Source organism: Yersinia sp. KBS0713, from assembly GCF_005937895.2.
Lineage (GTDB): Bacteria > Pseudomonadota > Gammaproteobacteria > Enterobacterales > Enterobacteriaceae > Yersinia > Yersinia bercovieri.
The window spans coordinates 3,667,367-3,683,546 of sequence record NZ_CP042173.1; the positions used below are offsets into that span (position 1 = coordinate 3,667,367).

Sequence of the window (16,180 nt, forward strand, 5' to 3'; positions counted from 1 at the left end):
ATCTGTTGCCACCAGCCATCATCACTGAGGCAGTAGGTATAAGGTAAGACGCCTAGTTTCGCTCAGCCAGCATATCAGTATTTGAACTCAGTGTTAATTCGTTCACATAAAAGCAACATTAAATTTTTGCTGAATCGTTGTGCGCAGAGCATTCACCTGAGCTATTGATAACCGCTCTCAGTTAGCCCCTTGCGGTAGAGCAATATCCGCAAAAACCGCCCTCGCATTTATCCCACAATCAATGAATGGATACCATCTCTCTCTGAGCATCTCGTGCTTTTGGTATGACTTTTAGGGCGAGGAGTGACGAATGGAAAATATTGTGGTGCAAAATGAGGCAGAAACAGCCGATAACGACTGTTTCTCAGACTGCTGACAAACCCCGATGACGCGATCTGGAACGGAGAGGACGGGTAGAAGAGTAAAGCGTCCGCGCCAGGGATGGCGCGGATCAAGCCTCCAGGGACGGACAGACGGCGTCTTTACGATCTAGCTGTTCTCTCCGCAACCGGCACTTTGTCAATAACCTCTGTTTCTGTTATTGAAGCGGTATGGGGTATTAGAACTGGGTATTCAAGCTAACAAAGAATGTCCGCCCCGGTTCATTGTAGGTTGCGGCCCCTGCCCCGGCGATACCCGCGACACTCTGGGCATTACCCGCACGGAACTGGCGTTTATCGAACAGGTTTTCAATACCGGTGGTCACGCTGACATTTTTGGTCACAGTGTAGCTACCACTCAAACCAAAGATGGCGTATGGGCTGACTTCATTAAGTGCTGTTCCGGTGACGGGCAGCCCCTGATAATCATATTTCTTCGGTTTTTGGCGGCCATACCAGGTCACAGTTGAGAGCAGCGATAGATCCTCTGTTGCCTGCCAGCTCAGTGAGCTATTCAGGGTAAACTCCGGGGTGATCGATAAGTAATCGCCAGTGGTTTTGTTCTTCGATTCGAGCATATAGGTCAGATTGCTGCTCCATTGCACCGTTTCGCTCACTGGCACGGTCAGGTTACCTTCCAACCCTTCAACCAACGCCTTAGGCACATTTTCCCACTGGAAAATATCGGAGTTAGCATAAGTACCAGTCCCGCCACTGGCGGTGCCCAAAGAGACCAGACCCGGTTCAATTTTATTGCGATAGTCATTACGGAAGTAAGTGACACCGGCAATAATGCCGTCATTGTTATGGAACTCAAATCCAATCTCTTTGTTGACGCTGGTTTCCGCTGAGAGTGAATCATTCCCCATCAGATAGCAGCTACCGCCACCACCATAGCAGCCCTGACCACGGCTATATAACAAGTAGTTAGGGTTAGTTTGATACAGGTTTGGTGCTTTATAGGAGCGGGCAATCCCCATTTTCATGGTGAAGTAATCACCCAGTTCCTGGGACAGGTTCAGCCCTGGGCTCCAGTTACTACCTGCGGTGCTGTGATGATCAAAACGCAGCGCTGGGGTGAGCATCGTGGTATCAGTCAACTCGATATTATCTTCCACAAACAGCGAGGCTATCTGCGCAGAACTGCGGGTATTGCGCCCGGTTCCGGTCAGGCCGCTGACACTGCCGCCCTCAGTGGTGGTTTGGGTATTGGAGCTAGGATCATTCATTTTCTGATCATTCCACTCCGCCCCCACCGTCAGCACCTGATTGACACCCAATTCGAATGGCAGGTTAACTTCAGAGTGAGCAAGATAGTTCTCAAGTTTAATGGTTTTGAAATTATTATTGGAGAATATACCTTCCGTTCCGCCAGCCAGCCCCTCATTAATTCGTGAGTTACGTGTCTCCTCATACTGAACATAAGAGGTTGAGCTAACGCCATTATCCCAAAAACCACGATGGGTTACCGCGAAATTCTCGCGGTACATGCGGTTAGTTTCAGCGCCGTATAAACTGCGAACAATGGCGTTACTGTTGGTATTTTGGGTATCACCGGCGTAGATGTTCCCCTGGCGGCTATAACCCGCCTCGAACTCCAGTGATTGGCCTTTGGCGAAGTCCCAGCGCAATAACCCATTGATATCTTTATTGCGCACCCCTTCACGGCCCGCCGGTAAGGTGCCAACCTGATTGCCTGTTCGCGCCGATTCATGGCCCTGGTTGATATTCCAGTCATCCGCATCGGTTTTATTGTAGCCGCCGTATAAACGGAAGCTGAGGGTGTCACTTAATGGCCCCATCAGGCTGAAGTCGGTACGACGAGTCGCCCCCTCTTCACTGTGCTGCGGCACATTCATGTAGGCGTTCCAGCTACCATGTAGCTCTTTATCTGGCTGTTTAGTGATGATATTCACCACGCCACCGGCAGCACCGTTGCCGTAGCGTGCTGCTGACGGCCCACGTAACACTTCGATTTTCTCGACCATATTTGCAGGAACCCAGTTGGTATCACCACGGGTATCACGTTCGCCACGCCAGCCATAACGTACCGCATTTCGGCTTGAAACCGGCCGACCATCAACCATAATCAGGGTGTTTTCCGGCCCCATGCCACGAATATCAATCTGGCGGTTGTTCCCGCGTTGACCGCTGGCAGAGTTACCGGAGAGATTCACACCGGGCATGGTGCGGATAATTTCGGACAGATCATTCGCCGGAGGGCGCTTGCGGATATCTTCTGCGGTGATAGTTGAGGCACCCAGAGCCTGGCGAACTTGCTGCTGCGCGGTAACCACCAGTGTATCGCCAGTGGTAGCCCTATTTTCAGCGGCAGTGGTTTCCTGTGGTTGGGTCGTCGTGGTGTCAGAGGCGGCTTGACTGGCCGCCCAGAGCGGTGTTGAGAGACAGATGCTGATCAGACTCGCTAAGGTCGTCAGAGAGCGCCGTTGCCATTTTACGTTCATTAAACTTTCCCCGATGCAAAAGCCCACAGCAAATGTCAGCAGAGGAAAATCTCTACCAATCTATTCATAGGGCAACAAAAACGAACAAGATTGATAATTATTTTCATTATCAATTCATACTGCTAATTGTTACATTTGCCACCAAAGAAAAGGTTTGCTTAAACGGCAAAGCTGTTTGTTGTAGAGTCAATGTTGCCATCAGGTCAATCGAGTCATAACCTCAATGTCAGTGGAGAGCCATCATGTCGGCGGTGAAGAAAAACAAGTTACGCAATGTCTCTCCCTCATCTAAACCAATTTATCGTGACCAAATTGTGCAGCAATCCAATTTGGTCGCCAGCGACTACCAGTTGAGCGGTACGAAGTCACTGCCCACTGACCCGGTGCTATTTGGTGATTTTCAGGTATTGCGCCTCAATCCACATCTGATTTTACATACCGCGAACGTCACCAATCTCTACGATATCAAGACACAAAACCAGCTCAATCCGGCACTAAAATTGGCGATTGTGGTCAATGGCAGCGCCCATATCTCTTTTGGTGGTAAGCAACTGCATTTGCAGGAAAAAGGCGATGCATCACTGGTTTCACTCACCGAAAGCACCCTCTTTACCCGCCACGGCAAAAATAATAGCCATGAGCGCACGCTAACACTGACCTTTGACCGCGAGTGGCTGTATGGCGATTTACTGCCGCAAGATGGCGCATGGGATACGCTGTACAACTTTACGCAGCAGCATCTGGCGATTCATTTATGGCAACCATCAGTGCAGGCTCGAGCCATCGCCCAGCAAATTGCCAGTGCTCCCCCTTACACCACACCGCTGGCGCGTATGCGCTGTGAAACCCAATGCATCGGGTTGATTATTGAAGCTTTTAGCTCACTGGAGCAACAAGCCCAGCAACAGAATAAAGTGGTGTTACGCGGGTTAAATCGGATTCAGCAAGTCCGCGACTGGCTGGAGAGTGGTGAGGCTGATCATCTATCAATGAGCCAGTTAGCTCAATCGATTAATATGAGCCCCAGCACCTTGCAGCGGCGCTTTCGTGAGAGTTATCAGGTCACGGTGTTTGAGTATCTACGCCATTGCCGCTTAAAACGCGCCATGCTGGCATTAAAAAAAGAGGGGGTCAGTATTGACCAGGCGGCGACTATTGCGGGATACACCAGCCCGGCCAATTTTGCCACGGCGCTGCGTCGCACATTTAATATCTCCCCCAGTCAGTTACGGGCGGGACACTATCTTGACCTATAAAAGCGCCTAACTGATAACTTTTAAGCAAAAAAACGGCCCCTACCAAGGAGCCGCTTCAACTTTTTACCGCAACAAATTTTCACATCGGCAAACTTCTACAGTGGAAAATTCTGCTTTTGCAAAAAGAACTTATCTCTTTTTCGCTTTCGGGTTAGGCAGGTCGGTAATGCTACCTTCGTAGATTTCCGCCGCCAGACCAACAGACTCATGCAGTGTTGGGTGAGCATGGATGGTCAGCGCGATATCTTCCGCATCACAACCCATCTCAATTGCCAGACCAATTTCACCTAACAGCTCGCCGCCGTTAGTCCCGACAATGGCACCACCAATGATACGGTGAGTCTCTTTGTCGAAGATCAGTTTGGTCATGCCGTCGGCACAATCAGAAGCGATAGCACGGCCCGATGCCGCCCACGGGAAGGTGGAGGTTTCGTAGCTGATGCCTTTCTCTTTTGCTTCTTTCTCAGTCAAACCAACCCATGCGACTTCTGGTTCAGTGTAGGCAATAGATGGGATCACTTTCGGGTCGAAGTAATGTTTCATGCCAGCGATAACTTCCGCGGCAACATGGCCCTCGTGAACACCTTTATGTGCCAGCATTGGCTGACCCACGATGTCACCGATAGCAAAGATGTGTGGCACGTTACTACGCAGTTGCTTATCCACGTGGATAAAGCCACGTTCATCAACTTCAACGCCAGCTTGACCGGCATCCAGCAACTTACCATTAGGTACACGGCCAATAGCCACCAGCACCGCATCATAACGTTGTGGTTCTGCCGGCGCTTTTTTACCTTCCATCGTGACGTAGATACCATCTTCTTTGGCTTCTACCGCCGTCACTTTGGTTTCCAGCATCAGGTTGAACTGCTTGCTGATACGTTTGGTGAAGACTTTCACCACGTCTTTATCAGCCGCTGGGATAACCTGGTCGGCCATTTCGACGACGTCAATTTTAGAGCCGAGCGCGTGGTAAACGGTGCCCATTTCCAGACCGATGATACCGCCGCCCATCACCAACAGACGTTCAGGAACTGTTTTCAGTGCCAGTGCGTCGGTTGAGTCCCAAACACGTGGGTCTTCATGAGGAATGAATGGCAGTTGGATTGGACGAGAACCCGCAGCGATAATGGCGTTATCGAAGGTGATAGTCGTTGGGCCATTTTCGCCTTCAACCACTAAGGTGTTTGCACCCGTAAATTTACCAAAACCGTTAACCACTTTGACTTTACGGCCTTTAGCCATACCTGCCAAACCACCGGTTAACTGATTGATAACTTTCTCTTTCCAAACACGTACTTTATCAATGTCAGTTTTAGGCTCGCCAAAAACGATACCGTGCTCAGCCAGTGCTTTGGCCTCTTCGATCACTTTAGCGACGTGCAACAACGCCTTGGAAGGGATACAACCCACATTCAGGCAAACACCACCGAGCGTGGAGTAGCGCTCAACCAGAATGGTTTCTAAACCTAAATCCGCGCAACGAAAAGCAGCAGAGTACCCTGCTGGACCTGCCCCAAGTACCACGACCTGAGTTTTAATTTCAGTACTCATCATGACCTCTTAATTGTTTGTCCGGCGGGTCTGACGCCGTTCATCCACCGGGATACTGACACGCGGCAGTTTACAGAATTGTTAATAATCTGAAAAGCTGCATCACGTGACGAGTGTCTCAACAACCTTATCGACTTATGTAAAAACAAGGCCGGCGCAAAGCCGGCCTTACCGATTACATCACCAGACGGCGAATATCGGCCATAATGGTCGCGATATAGGCTGCGAAGCGAGCACCTGCTGCGCCATCGATCACACGGTGGTCGAAGGAGAGAGACAGAGGCAACATCAGACGCGGAGCAAACTCTTTACCATTCCAAACCGGTTTCATGGATGATTTTGACACACCCAAGATAGCCACTTCTGGCGCATTAACGATTGGCGTAAACGCCGTACCGCCGATACCGCCCAGGCTGGAGATAGTGAAACAGCCGCCTTGCATATCAGATGCTGTCAGTTTGCCATCACGCGCTTTCTTCGAAATAACAGTTAGCTCGCGAGACAACTCGACAATACCTTTTTTGTTCACGTCACGGAATACCGGAACAACCAAGCCGTTAGGGGTATCAACCGCCACGCCAATATTGATGTATTTCTTCAGGGTCAGCTTTTGACCATCTTCGGAAATGGAGCTGTTAAAGCGCGGGAACTCTTCCAATGCCTTAGCAGCCGCCTTCATCAGGAACACCAGCGGGGTGATTTTCAGATCTTGTCTTTTCTTCTCAGCTTCGATGTTCTGTTGCTTACGGAAGGCTTCAACTTCAGTGATATCCGCTTCATCGAACTGTGTCACATGTGGGATCATGACCCAGTTACGGCTCAGGTTCGCACCAGAGATTTTCTGGATACGGCCCAATTCGACCTCTTCGATTTCACCAAACTTGCTGAAATCGACTTTCGGCCAAGGCAACATACCAGGCAAGCCGCCGCCGGAGACTGCCGGAGCAGATTCAGCGCGTTTCACCGCATCTTTCACGTAAGCCTGAACGTCTTCGCGCAGGATACGGCCTTTACGACCACTGCCTTTGACTTTCGCCAGGTTGACGCCGAACTCACGGGCCAGGCGACGGATAACCGGAGTGGCATGCACGTAAGCATCATTCTCGGTAAATTCGCCTTTGCTCGCGGCGGGAGCAGTTGGAGCTGCTGCTGGAGCCGCCGCTGGTGCTGCAACCGATGCCGCTGCTTGCGGTGCTGGAGCCGCAGTTGCCGCAGGTGCTGCGCCTTCCACTTCGAATACCATGATAGGAGAGCCGGTTTTCACTTTGTCGCCGGTGCTGATTTTGATCTCTTTCACGATACCGGCGAAAGGTGCAGGCACTTCCATCGAAGCTTTATCGCCTTCAACGGTGATCAGGGATTGTTCAGCTTCAACTTTATCGCCGACTTTCACCATCACTTCAGTCACTTCAACTTCGTCGTCACCGATATCGGGCACTTCAACGTTCTTAGCCGCTGATGCCGCAGGCGCTGCTGCCGGAGCAGGTGCCGCCGCAGGTTCTTCTGCTTTAGCAGGAGCCGCAGCGGCCCCTGTTGCTTCGAAGATCATCATCAGTTTGCCGGTAGCAACAGTGTCGCCAACCGCAATTTTGATCTCTTTAACCACACCCGCCTGCGGTGATGGGACTTCCATAGAAGCTTTGTCACCTTCAACAGTGATCAGCGATTGTTCCGCTTCAACGGTATCGCCAACTTTCACCATGATTTCGGTGACTTCAACTTCATCCGCACCGATGTCCGGTACATTGATTTCGATAGACATTATTCTTTACCTCTTATGCCAGACGCGGGTTAACTTTATCGGCGTCGATACCAAACTTAGTAATTGCTTGTGCAACTACGCTGGTGTCGATGTCACCACGTTTAGCCAATTCACCCAGCGCGGCAACCACAACGTAAGAAGCATCAACTTCAAAGTGGTGACGCAGATTCTCACGGCTGTCAGAGCGGCCGAAACCATCGGTACCCAGAACACGGAACTCGCTGGCAGGAATAAAGTTACGAATTTGTTCAGCGAACAGCTTCATGTAATCGGTAGAAGCAACGGCTGGAGCATCGTTCATCACCTGAGCCACGTAAGGAACACGTGGAGTTTCTGATGGGTGCAGCATGTTCCAACGCTCACAATCCTGACCGTCACGGGCCAGTTCAGTGAATGAAGTTACGCTGTAAACGTCAGAACCTACGCCGTAGTCGTTAGCCAGAATCTGCGCGGCTTCACGAACGTGGCGCAAAATGGCACCAGAACTCATCAGCTGCACTTTGCCTTTGCTACCTGCAACAGTTTCCAGTTTGTAGATACCTTTACGGATACCCTCTTCTGCGCCCTGCGGCATGGCTGGCATGTGGTAGTTTTCGTTCAGCGTGGTCAGGTAGTAATAAACGTTTTCCTGCGCTTCACCGTACATACGCTCCAGACCGTCATGCATGATGACTGCCACTTCGTAAGCATAAGCGGGATCGTAAGAGATGCAGTTCGGGATAGTCAGCGACTGAATATGGCTGTGACCATCTTCGTGTTGCAGACCTTCGCCGTTCAGAGTGGTACGACCTGAAGTACCGCCGACCAGGAAGCCACGCGCCTGTTGGTCACCTGCCGCCCAGCACAGATCGCCAATACGTTGGAAACCGAACATGGAGTAGTAGATGTAGAACGGGATCATTGGCAGATCGTTGGTGCTGTATGAAGTCGCAGCCGCCAGCCATGAAGAGGCCGCACCCAGTTCGTTGATCCCCTCTTGCAGGATCTGGCCTTTTTCGTCCTCTTTGTAGTAAGCAACCTGTTCACGGTCTTGCGGGGTGTACTGCTGACCATTCGGGCTGTAAATACCAATCTGACGGAACAGACCTTCCATACCGAAGGTACGGGCTTCATCGGCGATGATTGGAACGATGCGATCTTTGATCGACTTGTTCTTCAGCATCACGTTCAGCACGCGCACGAAGGCGATAGTGGTAGAGATCTCTTTATTCTGCTCTTCCAGCAAGGAGCTGAAATCTGACAATGCAGGGATTTCCAGCTTCTCGGTGAACTTAGGCATACGGGTTGGCACATAGCCTTCCAGCGCCTGACGACGTTCGTGCAGATATTTGTACTCTTCTGACTCTTTATCGAAAGTGATGTAGGGCAGTTTTTCGATATCAGCATCAGCCACTGGCACATTGAAACGATCGCGGAAGTGGTGAACCCCTTCCATGTTCATTTTCTTCACCTGATGGGCAATATTTTTGCCTTCAGCGGTTTCGCCCATGCCGTAACCTTTAATGGTGTGGGCCAGGATAACCGTTGGTTTGCCAGTGGTATCTTGTGCTTTTTTCAGTGCCGCAAAGACTTTCTTAGGATCATGACCGCCACGGTTCAGAGACCAGATCTCGTCGTCGCTCATGTCTTTCACTAATGCAGCAGTTTCTGGGAAACGGCCAAAGAAGTGTTCGCGCACATAAGCGCCGTCTTTGGATTTGAAGGTCTGGTAGTCACCATCCAGGGTTTCGTTCATCAGTTGGATCAGTTTACCGCTGGTATCTTTACGCAGCAGCTCATCCCAACGACCACCCCAAATCACTTTCAGAACTTGCCAGCCAGCACCGCTGAAGATGCCTTCCAGCTCATTAATGATTTTGCCGTTACCGGTAACTGGGCCATCAAGGCGCTGCAAGTTACAGTTGATAACGAAGACCAGGTTATCCAGTTTTTCACGGGTGGCGATGGTGATCGCACCTTTGGATTCTGGCTCATCCATCTCGCCGTCGCCCAAGAAGGCGTACACGGTCTGTGCTGAAGTGTCTTTCAGACCACGGTGAGAGAGATATTTCAGGAACTTAGCTTGATAGATGGCACTGATCGGGCCAAGACCCATTGATACTGTCGGGAACTGCCAGAATTCAGGCATCAGTTTCGGGTGCGGGTAAGAAGAGAGACCTTTACCGTGAACTTCCTGACGGAAGTTGTTCATCTGATCTTCAGTCAAGCGGCCTTCAAGGAAAGCACGAGCATAGACGCCCGGAGAGATGTGACCTTGGAAGTAAACCAGATCGCCGCCATCTTTTTGGGTACGAGCGCGGAAGAAGTGGTTGAAGCAAACCTCGTAGAAGGTCGCGGAAGATTGGAAGGATGCCATGTGGCCGCCCAAATCCAGATCTTTCTTCGACGCGCGCAACACCGTCATCACGGCATTCCAACGGATAGCAGAGCGAATACTACGCTCCAACTCCAGGTTGCCAGGGTAAGCCGGTTCGTCTTCTACTGGGATCGTGTTGATGTAATCACGGCTGGCTGAACCTGCTGCAACACTCACACCACCTTTACGGGCTTCGCCCAAAACCTGATCAATCAGATACTGAGCACGCTCAACACCCTCTTCACGGATAACCGATTCAATCGCCTGTAACCAGTCGCGAGTTTCGATCGGATCCACGTCATTATTTAAACGTTCTGACATGGTGGTATTCCTTATCTGTTTCTAATGGTTTATTTGGAGCCTATCTTCCTGTGCTTTAACCCCAGGCTAAAGCACGTGCCCTGGTGAAAACACCGGAAGATAGGCCCATCAGTTTAGTTGCCGCTAATGATTCTCAAATGAGAATCCAAAACGAATTATTGAGGTTTTGCAGAGGCGCAACCTAAATGAATCGTTTCTAGTCCTTGCGCTGTTGGAGCCGACGCAAAGATCGCTCACGGCGACTGTGCTCCCGACTAAGATCCAACAGAATTTCCTCAATAAACGCCAAGTGACGGTGTGAAGCTTCGCGGGCTTTCTCTGGCTCGCGTGCCACAATCGCCTCAAAAATCCCGGCGCGGTGACTGCTCACCGTTGCCAGCATTTCGCGGCGCGAGTAAAGCAATTCGAAGTTTTGTTTAACATTTTGTTCGAGCATCGGCCCCATGCAGCGCAACAAATGCAGTAAAACCACATTATGTGCCGCCTCTGTGACAGCCACTTGATACTGCATAACAGCATCGGCCTCAGCATCTAAATCACCGCTGTCTTGGGCTTGCTGAATAACAGTATGGCACTCACGGATACGTTGCAGGTCTTCATCAGTACCGCGCAGGGCTGCGTAATAGGCAGCAACACCTTCGAGGGCATGACGGGTTTCTAATAGATCGAATTGTGATTCGGGATGGTCGGCCAGCAGTTCAGCCAACGGATCGCTAAAGCTTTGCCACAGATTGGTTTGCACGAAAGTACCACCACCCTGACGGCGCAGCAGCAGACCTTTAGCTTCCAGACGCTGGATTGCTTCTCGCAACGAAGGTCGGGAAACATCAAATTGCTTCGCCAACTCACGCTCTGGCGGTAATTTCTCCCCCGGGCGTAGCGTCCCTTCCAAAATCAGGTACTCAAGCTGTTGCTCAATGACATCTGATAATTTGGGCTGACGGATTTTGTTGTAGGCCATATTTTATGAGTCGCGCTGTAAGCCGTATTGAGTGAATCGTCTCTGCAAATAGCGCGGAGTCAATTGGTAATACCAATTCAAAAAACGTGACGATAAAGTAACAAAGTATTCACCACCTGTCCATACGGACCTTGACCAAAATCATGAAACCCAGCACATTTTAACAACTCCACTAATAAAGTGACGCAAAGTGATAACGCACCGTTGGTAATACCATTACCTGACATCAATGAGTTTTAACTTTTATGAAACGGGTATTTAGGCAAGCTGAAGCGTTATAGTTATTTTATTTATGAGTTTATATTCTTAAGTTATGAATAAGCATTCAATCAATACACAGGAAAATGTGTCCTTCTCTTTTCTCTGACCTGGACACAGGTTTGACCATGGTAGAAATGGCCAACTGATGAGTTTTCGTACTAAAACTACCCATTACTGCTTTTTCGCCAAACAACAGCTTGATCAGGCATCACAATTTTATTTGCATTTTTGACCAAATATTCACCGGTTAAAATAAAAAGCAGGTGCAATAATTCCCGCCTACCACTATTCTCTGTTAAACGGTAGCCAAACAAGAAAACTCCATGCAAAGCCACCGTAAACAAAACAATACAGATAATGTAATCAAAATATTACGCATAGCATAAGGCTCGGGTTTGCCGGCTAAAAGTGACAACGACAGAGGATGCAATAATGAGTGTTCAGCAGGAAGGTGCGGAGCTAAAGCGGGGGCTTAAAAACCGCCACATTCAGCTAATTGCCTTAGGTGGCGCAATTGGTACTGGACTATTTCTGGGTATCGCGCAAACCATAAAAATGGCGGGGCCTTCAGTTTTACTGGGGTATGCAATCGGCGGTTTTATCGCGTTTCTGATTATGCGCCAGTTAGGTGAAATGGTGGTTGAGGAGCCGGTCGCCGGTTCGTTCAGCCACTTTGCGTATAAATATTGGGGTAATTTCGCCGGTTTTGCTTCCGGTTGGAACTACTGGGTGCTGTACGTGTTAGTGGCAATGGCCGAACTGACTGCGGTCGGTATCTACGTGCAATACTGGTGGCCGGAGATCCCAACCTGGGTCTCTGCCGCGGTCTTCTTTCTTGCCATCAATGCCATCAATCTGGCAAACGTCAAAGTCTATGGTGAGATGGAGTTCTGGTTCGCCATTATTAAAGTGGTCGCCATCATCGCCATGATTCTGTTCGGTGGATGGCTATTACTGAGCGGGCAAGGCGGCCCGGAAGCCACAGTGACCAACTTGTGGGCGCAAGGGGGATTCTTCCCCAATGGCATCATGGGCTTGGTGATGGCCATGGCGGTTATTATGTTCTCCTTCGGTGGCCTTGAATTAGTGGGCATTACCGCCGCAGAAGCTGAAAACCCAGCTAAAAGCATCCCGAAAGCCACCAATCAGGTTATCTACCGTATCCTATTGTTCTATATCGGTTCTTTGGCTATTTTGCTCTCTCTCTACCCGTGGGGCAAAGTGGTCGAAGGCGGCAGCCCGTTTGTGCTGATCTTCCATGCATTGAACAGTAATGTGGTCGCCACGGTATTGAATATTGTGGTACTGACGGCGGCACTGTCGGTCTACAACAGTTGTGTTTACTGCAACAGCCGCATGTTGTTCGGCCTGGCAAAACAGGGCAATGGCCCGAAAATACTGTTGAAAGTCGATGGTCGCGGTGTACCGGTAATTGCCATCGCCGTCTCAGCATTTGCCACCGCCTTCTGTGTGCTGATTAACTACTTAATACCGGGCCGTGCTTTTGAATTATTGATGGCACTGGTGGTCTCCGCACTGGTCATCAACTGGGCGATGATTAGCCTCGCACATCTTAAATTCCGTGCGGCTAAAAACCGTCAGGGCGTCATTCCGCAGTTCAAAGCATTCTGGTATCCGTTCAGCAACTACCTGTGCTTACTCTTCCTGAGTGGCATTCTGGTCATCATGTATTTGACACCAGGCATTCAGATTTCCGTGCTATTGATTCCAGCGTGGTTACTGCTACTGGCGGTCAGTTACGTCCTGAAAAATCGGGGTCAGCGGGTAACAGCTTAGTAGCAGAAAGTCACTGATTATCCTCAGAATCTGACGATAACACCTCTAACGGGCCAGCCTCCAGTGCTGGCCCGTTCATTCATTTTTAATCGGATTGCCGTAAGCATCAGCAATTATGGTATTGAGAGTAATGCTATCTATGTCTTGCCGCCGACTCTCGCTATCACTTTAGCCACTTCTGTTTTGGTACTCGCCGACTCAATACAGGTTTCTCCATTAGCATCAGTCGTGGTGCTACCTTGAACAGAAGCTACACTAAGCAATGTATTTTCTTTATTAGTAAGAAAAATAAGAATAATTCACAACAGAAAACCATATCAAAAGGGCTGATCACTCATGACCAGCCCTGCTCGCTAAACCAAGGCTCCATATATCGTCAGCAAAGCCACTACTACAATCATCGCCAGCGTCACTTTTCGTGCCAATGAGACAGCCGCTCTTGGCGTCTGCACGGGATCTAAGTGGGGCTCCCGAGCCAGAGAATACTGCGCAAGCCTAGTCAGCACTTGGTATTGCTGAGAGTGGAAATCACCCAGCGAAGCAAACCAGGCAGGTAATGCTCTTTCGCCATGGCCCAACAATGCATAGGCAGCACCCACTAATCGCACGGGTATCCAATCCAGCCAATGTAGAATGCGATCAATCCCCGATTGAGAGCGCTGTAAAGGGGTATGATGCCGCGCCAGCCAAGTTTGGTAGCCACGTAACATCGCGTAACCCGCTAACGCCACAGGACCATAGTTAACACAGGCTACAAACCAGAAAATCGGGGCCAAATAATAGCGGAAATTTATCCACAAAAGTGCATTTTGCAAGGATTGCAATCTGGCTTTCTCACCACTCTCCACGGGTAAACCATGGATTAGCGCTAACTCCTCGGCCATTTTATCTGTGGCATGTACATCACCTTGCCGCGCAGCTTTTAAGTACGCACGATAATGTTTACGAATGCCACCTGCACCAATACATAGCAGGCAAATCAATATCCAGATAAGTAACGCAGGGAAACCGAACAACATATTTTGCACTAACTGTAAAATCAGCCATACCAGCACCATCCACACTGCGGCCAGCAAAATAGTTTGTACTAACGAAAAGTGGCGTAAACGGGCAAATACAACTTCAAGACGGTGATCTAACTGCCAATGTTCGCCCAGTTTAAATAAGCGCTCCCACGCCAGCACCAGCAACAACGTAAACAGTGTCATTAGCTCTTACTCTCCCTTTACATTTAACCACCCTAAGCAGGGCATATGCCTCCCGGCATTCATAAACAACAATATCAGTTGAGGCAGTAAAACAATGCCCCCTTGACACTCAACCCTTGGCTAATATTCAGTTACCAACATCACTATTATGGTGATAACTTTGCTAAACCCTGCTGGTACATGGCCCAATCAAACGCAGGGCCTGGGTCTGTTTTACGTTCTGGCGCAATATCACTGTGGCCAGTCACCCGATCAGCAGTGATCGGATAATGAGCAAATAGCAGCGCACTTATCTTATGTAGGCTGTGATATTGTGCGGGCGTAAACGGTAGCACATCCGTCCCTTCCAGCTCGATTCCAATAGAAAAATCGTTACACCGCTCACGCCCGGCAAAAGTTGATACTCCGGCGTGCCACGCACGTTTATCAAACGGAACATATTGGATAACTTCACCATCACGGCGAATCAGGCAATGGGCCGAAACTCGCAGGTGAACAATATCAACAAAATAGGGATGTTCATCGGCATTAAGTGTGCCAGTAAATAGTTGATCGATATACGGGCCACCAAATTCACCGGGAGGCAAACTGATATTGTGAATCACCAGCAGCGAAGGCGCTTCACCTTCTGGGCGCTGATCAAAGTGGGGAGAGACAACCCGTTTAACCCCTGAAATCCAGCCATTTTCTAACTGCCAGTCACTTTCTAACTGCATAGCTTACCTAAGCCCCCGAATAGTACACTTCTGCCAGCTCTTTTATGGCACTTCGACCAGCAACAGAGTAGCATGTTTGGACCACTATCCATCCGCCATTTCGGAGTTTTCTATGCCGACCCGCAGCTATAACGCTGACAGCCGCCGTGCCGAGCTATTGGAACGAATTCAACGTGATATCCCTTCAACTGTCGCTCAAGCTTTGAGTGAAGATCTCGGTGGTGAGGTCAATGCAGACCGCGATCTCACTGCACAATTACTCCCAGCAGATAGACAGGCTAGCGCCACAGTCATTACTCGCGAGCCGGGTATTTTTTGTGGCCAGCGCTGGTTGAATGAAGTGTTCATTCAACTTGGTGCTCAAGTATCAGTTGAGTGGCTCGTTAATGATGGCGACAAGCTAACGGCGAATCAGACGCTTTGTCATCTGGCAGGCCCTGCCCGTATCTTGCTCACTGGTGAACGCACCGCACTCAACTTCCTGCAAACGTTATCGGGTGTCGCGACTGAAGTAAGCCGCTATGTGGCGGTACTCTCAGGATTGCATACACAGCTACTTGATACCCGAAAAACATTGCCGGGCCTACGTACTGCTTTGAAGTATGCCGTTCTCTGTGGCGGCGGCAATAACCACCGACTCGGTTTGTCTGATGCTTTTCTTATTAAAGAAAACCACATTATTGCCGCTGGTTCGATCAAAGAAGCAGTGGCGAAGGCGTTTTGGATACATTCCGATGTCCCTGTCGAGGTTGAAGTTGAATCCCTTGATGAGCTGCAACAAGCACTAGAAGCCGGTGCAGATATCATTATGTTAGATAATTTTACCATTCCAATGATGCGTGATGCCGTTCAGATACGTGATGAGCTCGCCAAAACTCAGGAAAGCGCGCAACTGGAAGTTTCCGGCAACGTGACGCTGGAAACACTACGGAGCTATGCCGAAACAGGCATTGACTTCATTTCAGTCGGCGCCTTAACCAAACACATTACGGCCCTAGACCTTTCTATGCGTTTCCAGTAAATCCTACCCCCGTAGAGGCGAGGCCCAAGGATGGGCCGAATAACGAATACGCCAGCACACCTACAAAGTGGAACAACAAAGGTATATCAAATTATTTTCGCAGGTTCACCGCTATTAACAGA

The 16,180-nt window shown here is 49.8% G+C and carries 10 protein-coding genes; 3 read left to right on the plus strand and 7 right to left on the minus strand.

Annotated features, from left to right (window positions below; all coding sequences use genetic code 11):
* Nucleotides 1-559 precede the first annotated feature (559 nt).
* Entirely contained in the window at nt 560-2,845 is a 2,286-nt protein-coding gene (locus tag FFE93_RS17515) for a TonB-dependent siderophore receptor (RefSeq protein ID WP_005275155.1), read from the minus strand.
* A gap of 242 nt (nt 2,846-3,087) precedes the next feature.
* Here FFE93_RS17515 and FFE93_RS17520 point away from each other — a divergent pair, with 242 nt between their 5' ends.
* On the plus strand, nt 3,088-4,101 hold the full coding sequence (locus tag FFE93_RS17520) for a helix-turn-helix domain-containing protein (protein ID WP_054872213.1): 1,014 nt from the start codon (nt 3,088-3,090) through the stop codon (nt 4,099-4,101).
* A gap of 129 nt (nt 4,102-4,230) precedes the next feature.
* Here the strand turns inward: FFE93_RS17520 and lpdA are convergent, their stop codons facing one another.
* The 4 genes from lpdA to pdhR all read right to left on the minus strand — a co-directional run bounded on the left by lpdA (nt 4,231) and on the right by pdhR (nt 11,055).
* Nucleotides 4,231-5,655 carry a dihydrolipoyl dehydrogenase gene (gene lpdA / locus FFE93_RS17525; protein ID WP_161598531.1) on the minus strand — a complete coding sequence of 475 codons (1,425 nt, stop codon included), beginning with the start codon at nt 5,653-5,655 and terminating at the stop codon, nt 4,231-4,233.
* 175 nt (nt 5,656-5,830) lie between these two features.
* Entirely contained in the window at nt 5,831-7,417 is a 1,587-nt protein-coding gene (gene aceF, locus FFE93_RS17530) for a pyruvate dehydrogenase complex dihydrolipoyllysine-residue acetyltransferase (protein ID WP_138775677.1), read from the minus strand.
* A gap of 13 nt (nt 7,418-7,430) precedes the next feature.
* Nucleotides 7,431-10,094 (minus strand): pyruvate dehydrogenase (acetyl-transferring), homodimeric type, encoded by a 2,664-nt coding sequence (gene aceE, locus FFE93_RS17535; RefSeq protein WP_032898073.1) that lies wholly within the window; start codon nt 10,092-10,094, stop codon nt 7,431-7,433.
* Nucleotides 10,095-10,290: 196 nt separating this feature from the next.
* Entirely contained in the window at nt 10,291-11,055 is a 765-nt protein-coding gene (gene pdhR, locus FFE93_RS17545) for a pyruvate dehydrogenase complex transcriptional repressor PdhR (RefSeq protein ID WP_005275180.1), read from the minus strand.
* A gap of 693 nt (nt 11,056-11,748) precedes the next feature.
* Between pdhR and FFE93_RS17550 the strand changes: the two genes are divergently transcribed.
* Nucleotides 11,749-13,113, plus strand: a complete 1,365-nt coding sequence (locus tag FFE93_RS17550) for an amino acid permease (RefSeq protein ID WP_005275187.1) — start codon at nt 11,749-11,751, stop codon at nt 13,111-13,113.
* Nucleotides 13,114-13,466: 353 nt separating this feature from the next.
* Here the strand turns inward: FFE93_RS17550 and ampE are convergent, their stop codons facing one another.
* Both ampE and ampD read right to left on the minus strand, forming a co-directional pair.
* A complete protein-coding gene (ampE, locus tag FFE93_RS17555) occupies nt 13,467-14,321 on the minus strand; it encodes a beta-lactamase regulator AmpE (RefSeq protein ID WP_005275193.1) in 855 nt (284 codons plus the stop codon).
* Between the two features lie 146 nt (nt 14,322-14,467).
* Nucleotides 14,468-15,037, minus strand: a complete 570-nt coding sequence (gene ampD, locus FFE93_RS17560) for a 1,6-anhydro-N-acetylmuramyl-L-alanine amidase AmpD (protein WP_005275199.1) — start codon at nt 15,035-15,037, stop codon at nt 14,468-14,470.
* 112 nt (nt 15,038-15,149) lie between these two features.
* Between ampD and nadC the strand changes: the two genes are divergently transcribed.
* Nucleotides 15,150-16,058: a carboxylating nicotinate-nucleotide diphosphorylase gene (nadC, locus tag FFE93_RS17565; RefSeq protein ID WP_005275201.1), complete on the plus strand. Its 909-nt coding sequence runs from the start codon at nt 15,150-15,152 to the stop codon at nt 16,056-16,058.
* Nucleotides 16,059-16,180: the final 122 nt, after the last annotated feature.

What these genes read in the sequence shown, in the direction of transcription:
- aceE (WP_032898073.1), bottom strand. Translation starts at nt 10,094, where the DNA reads ATGTCAGAACGTTTAAATAATGACGTGGATCCGATCGAAACTCGCGAC.
- lpdA (WP_161598531.1), bottom strand. Translation starts at nt 5,655, where the DNA reads ATGAGTACTGAAATTAAAACTCAGGTCGTGGTACTTGGGGCAGGTCCA.
- ampD (WP_005275199.1), bottom strand. Translation starts at nt 15,037, where the DNA reads ATGCAGTTAGAAAGTGACTGGCAGTTAGAAAATGGCTGGATTTCAGGG.
- nadC (WP_005275201.1), top strand. Translation starts at nt 15,150, where the DNA reads ATGCCGACCCGCAGCTATAACGCTGACAGCCGCCGTGCCGAGCTATTG.
- aceF (WP_138775677.1), bottom strand. Translation starts at nt 7,417, where the DNA reads ATGTCTATCGAAATCAATGTACCGGACATCGGTGCGGATGAAGTTGAA.
- ampE (WP_005275193.1), bottom strand. Translation starts at nt 14,321, where the DNA reads ATGACACTGTTTACGTTGTTGCTGGTGCTGGCGTGGGAGCGCTTATTT.
- pdhR (WP_005275180.1), bottom strand. Translation starts at nt 11,055, where the DNA reads ATGGCCTACAACAAAATCCGTCAGCCCAAATTATCAGATGTCATTGAG.
- FFE93_RS17520 (WP_054872213.1), top strand. Translation starts at nt 3,088, where the DNA reads ATGTCGGCGGTGAAGAAAAACAAGTTACGCAATGTCTCTCCCTCATCT.
- FFE93_RS17515 (WP_005275155.1), bottom strand. Translation starts at nt 2,845, where the DNA reads ATGAACGTAAAATGGCAACGGCGCTCTCTGACGACCTTAGCGAGTCTG.
- FFE93_RS17550 (WP_005275187.1), top strand. Translation starts at nt 11,749, where the DNA reads ATGAGTGTTCAGCAGGAAGGTGCGGAGCTAAAGCGGGGGCTTAAAAAC.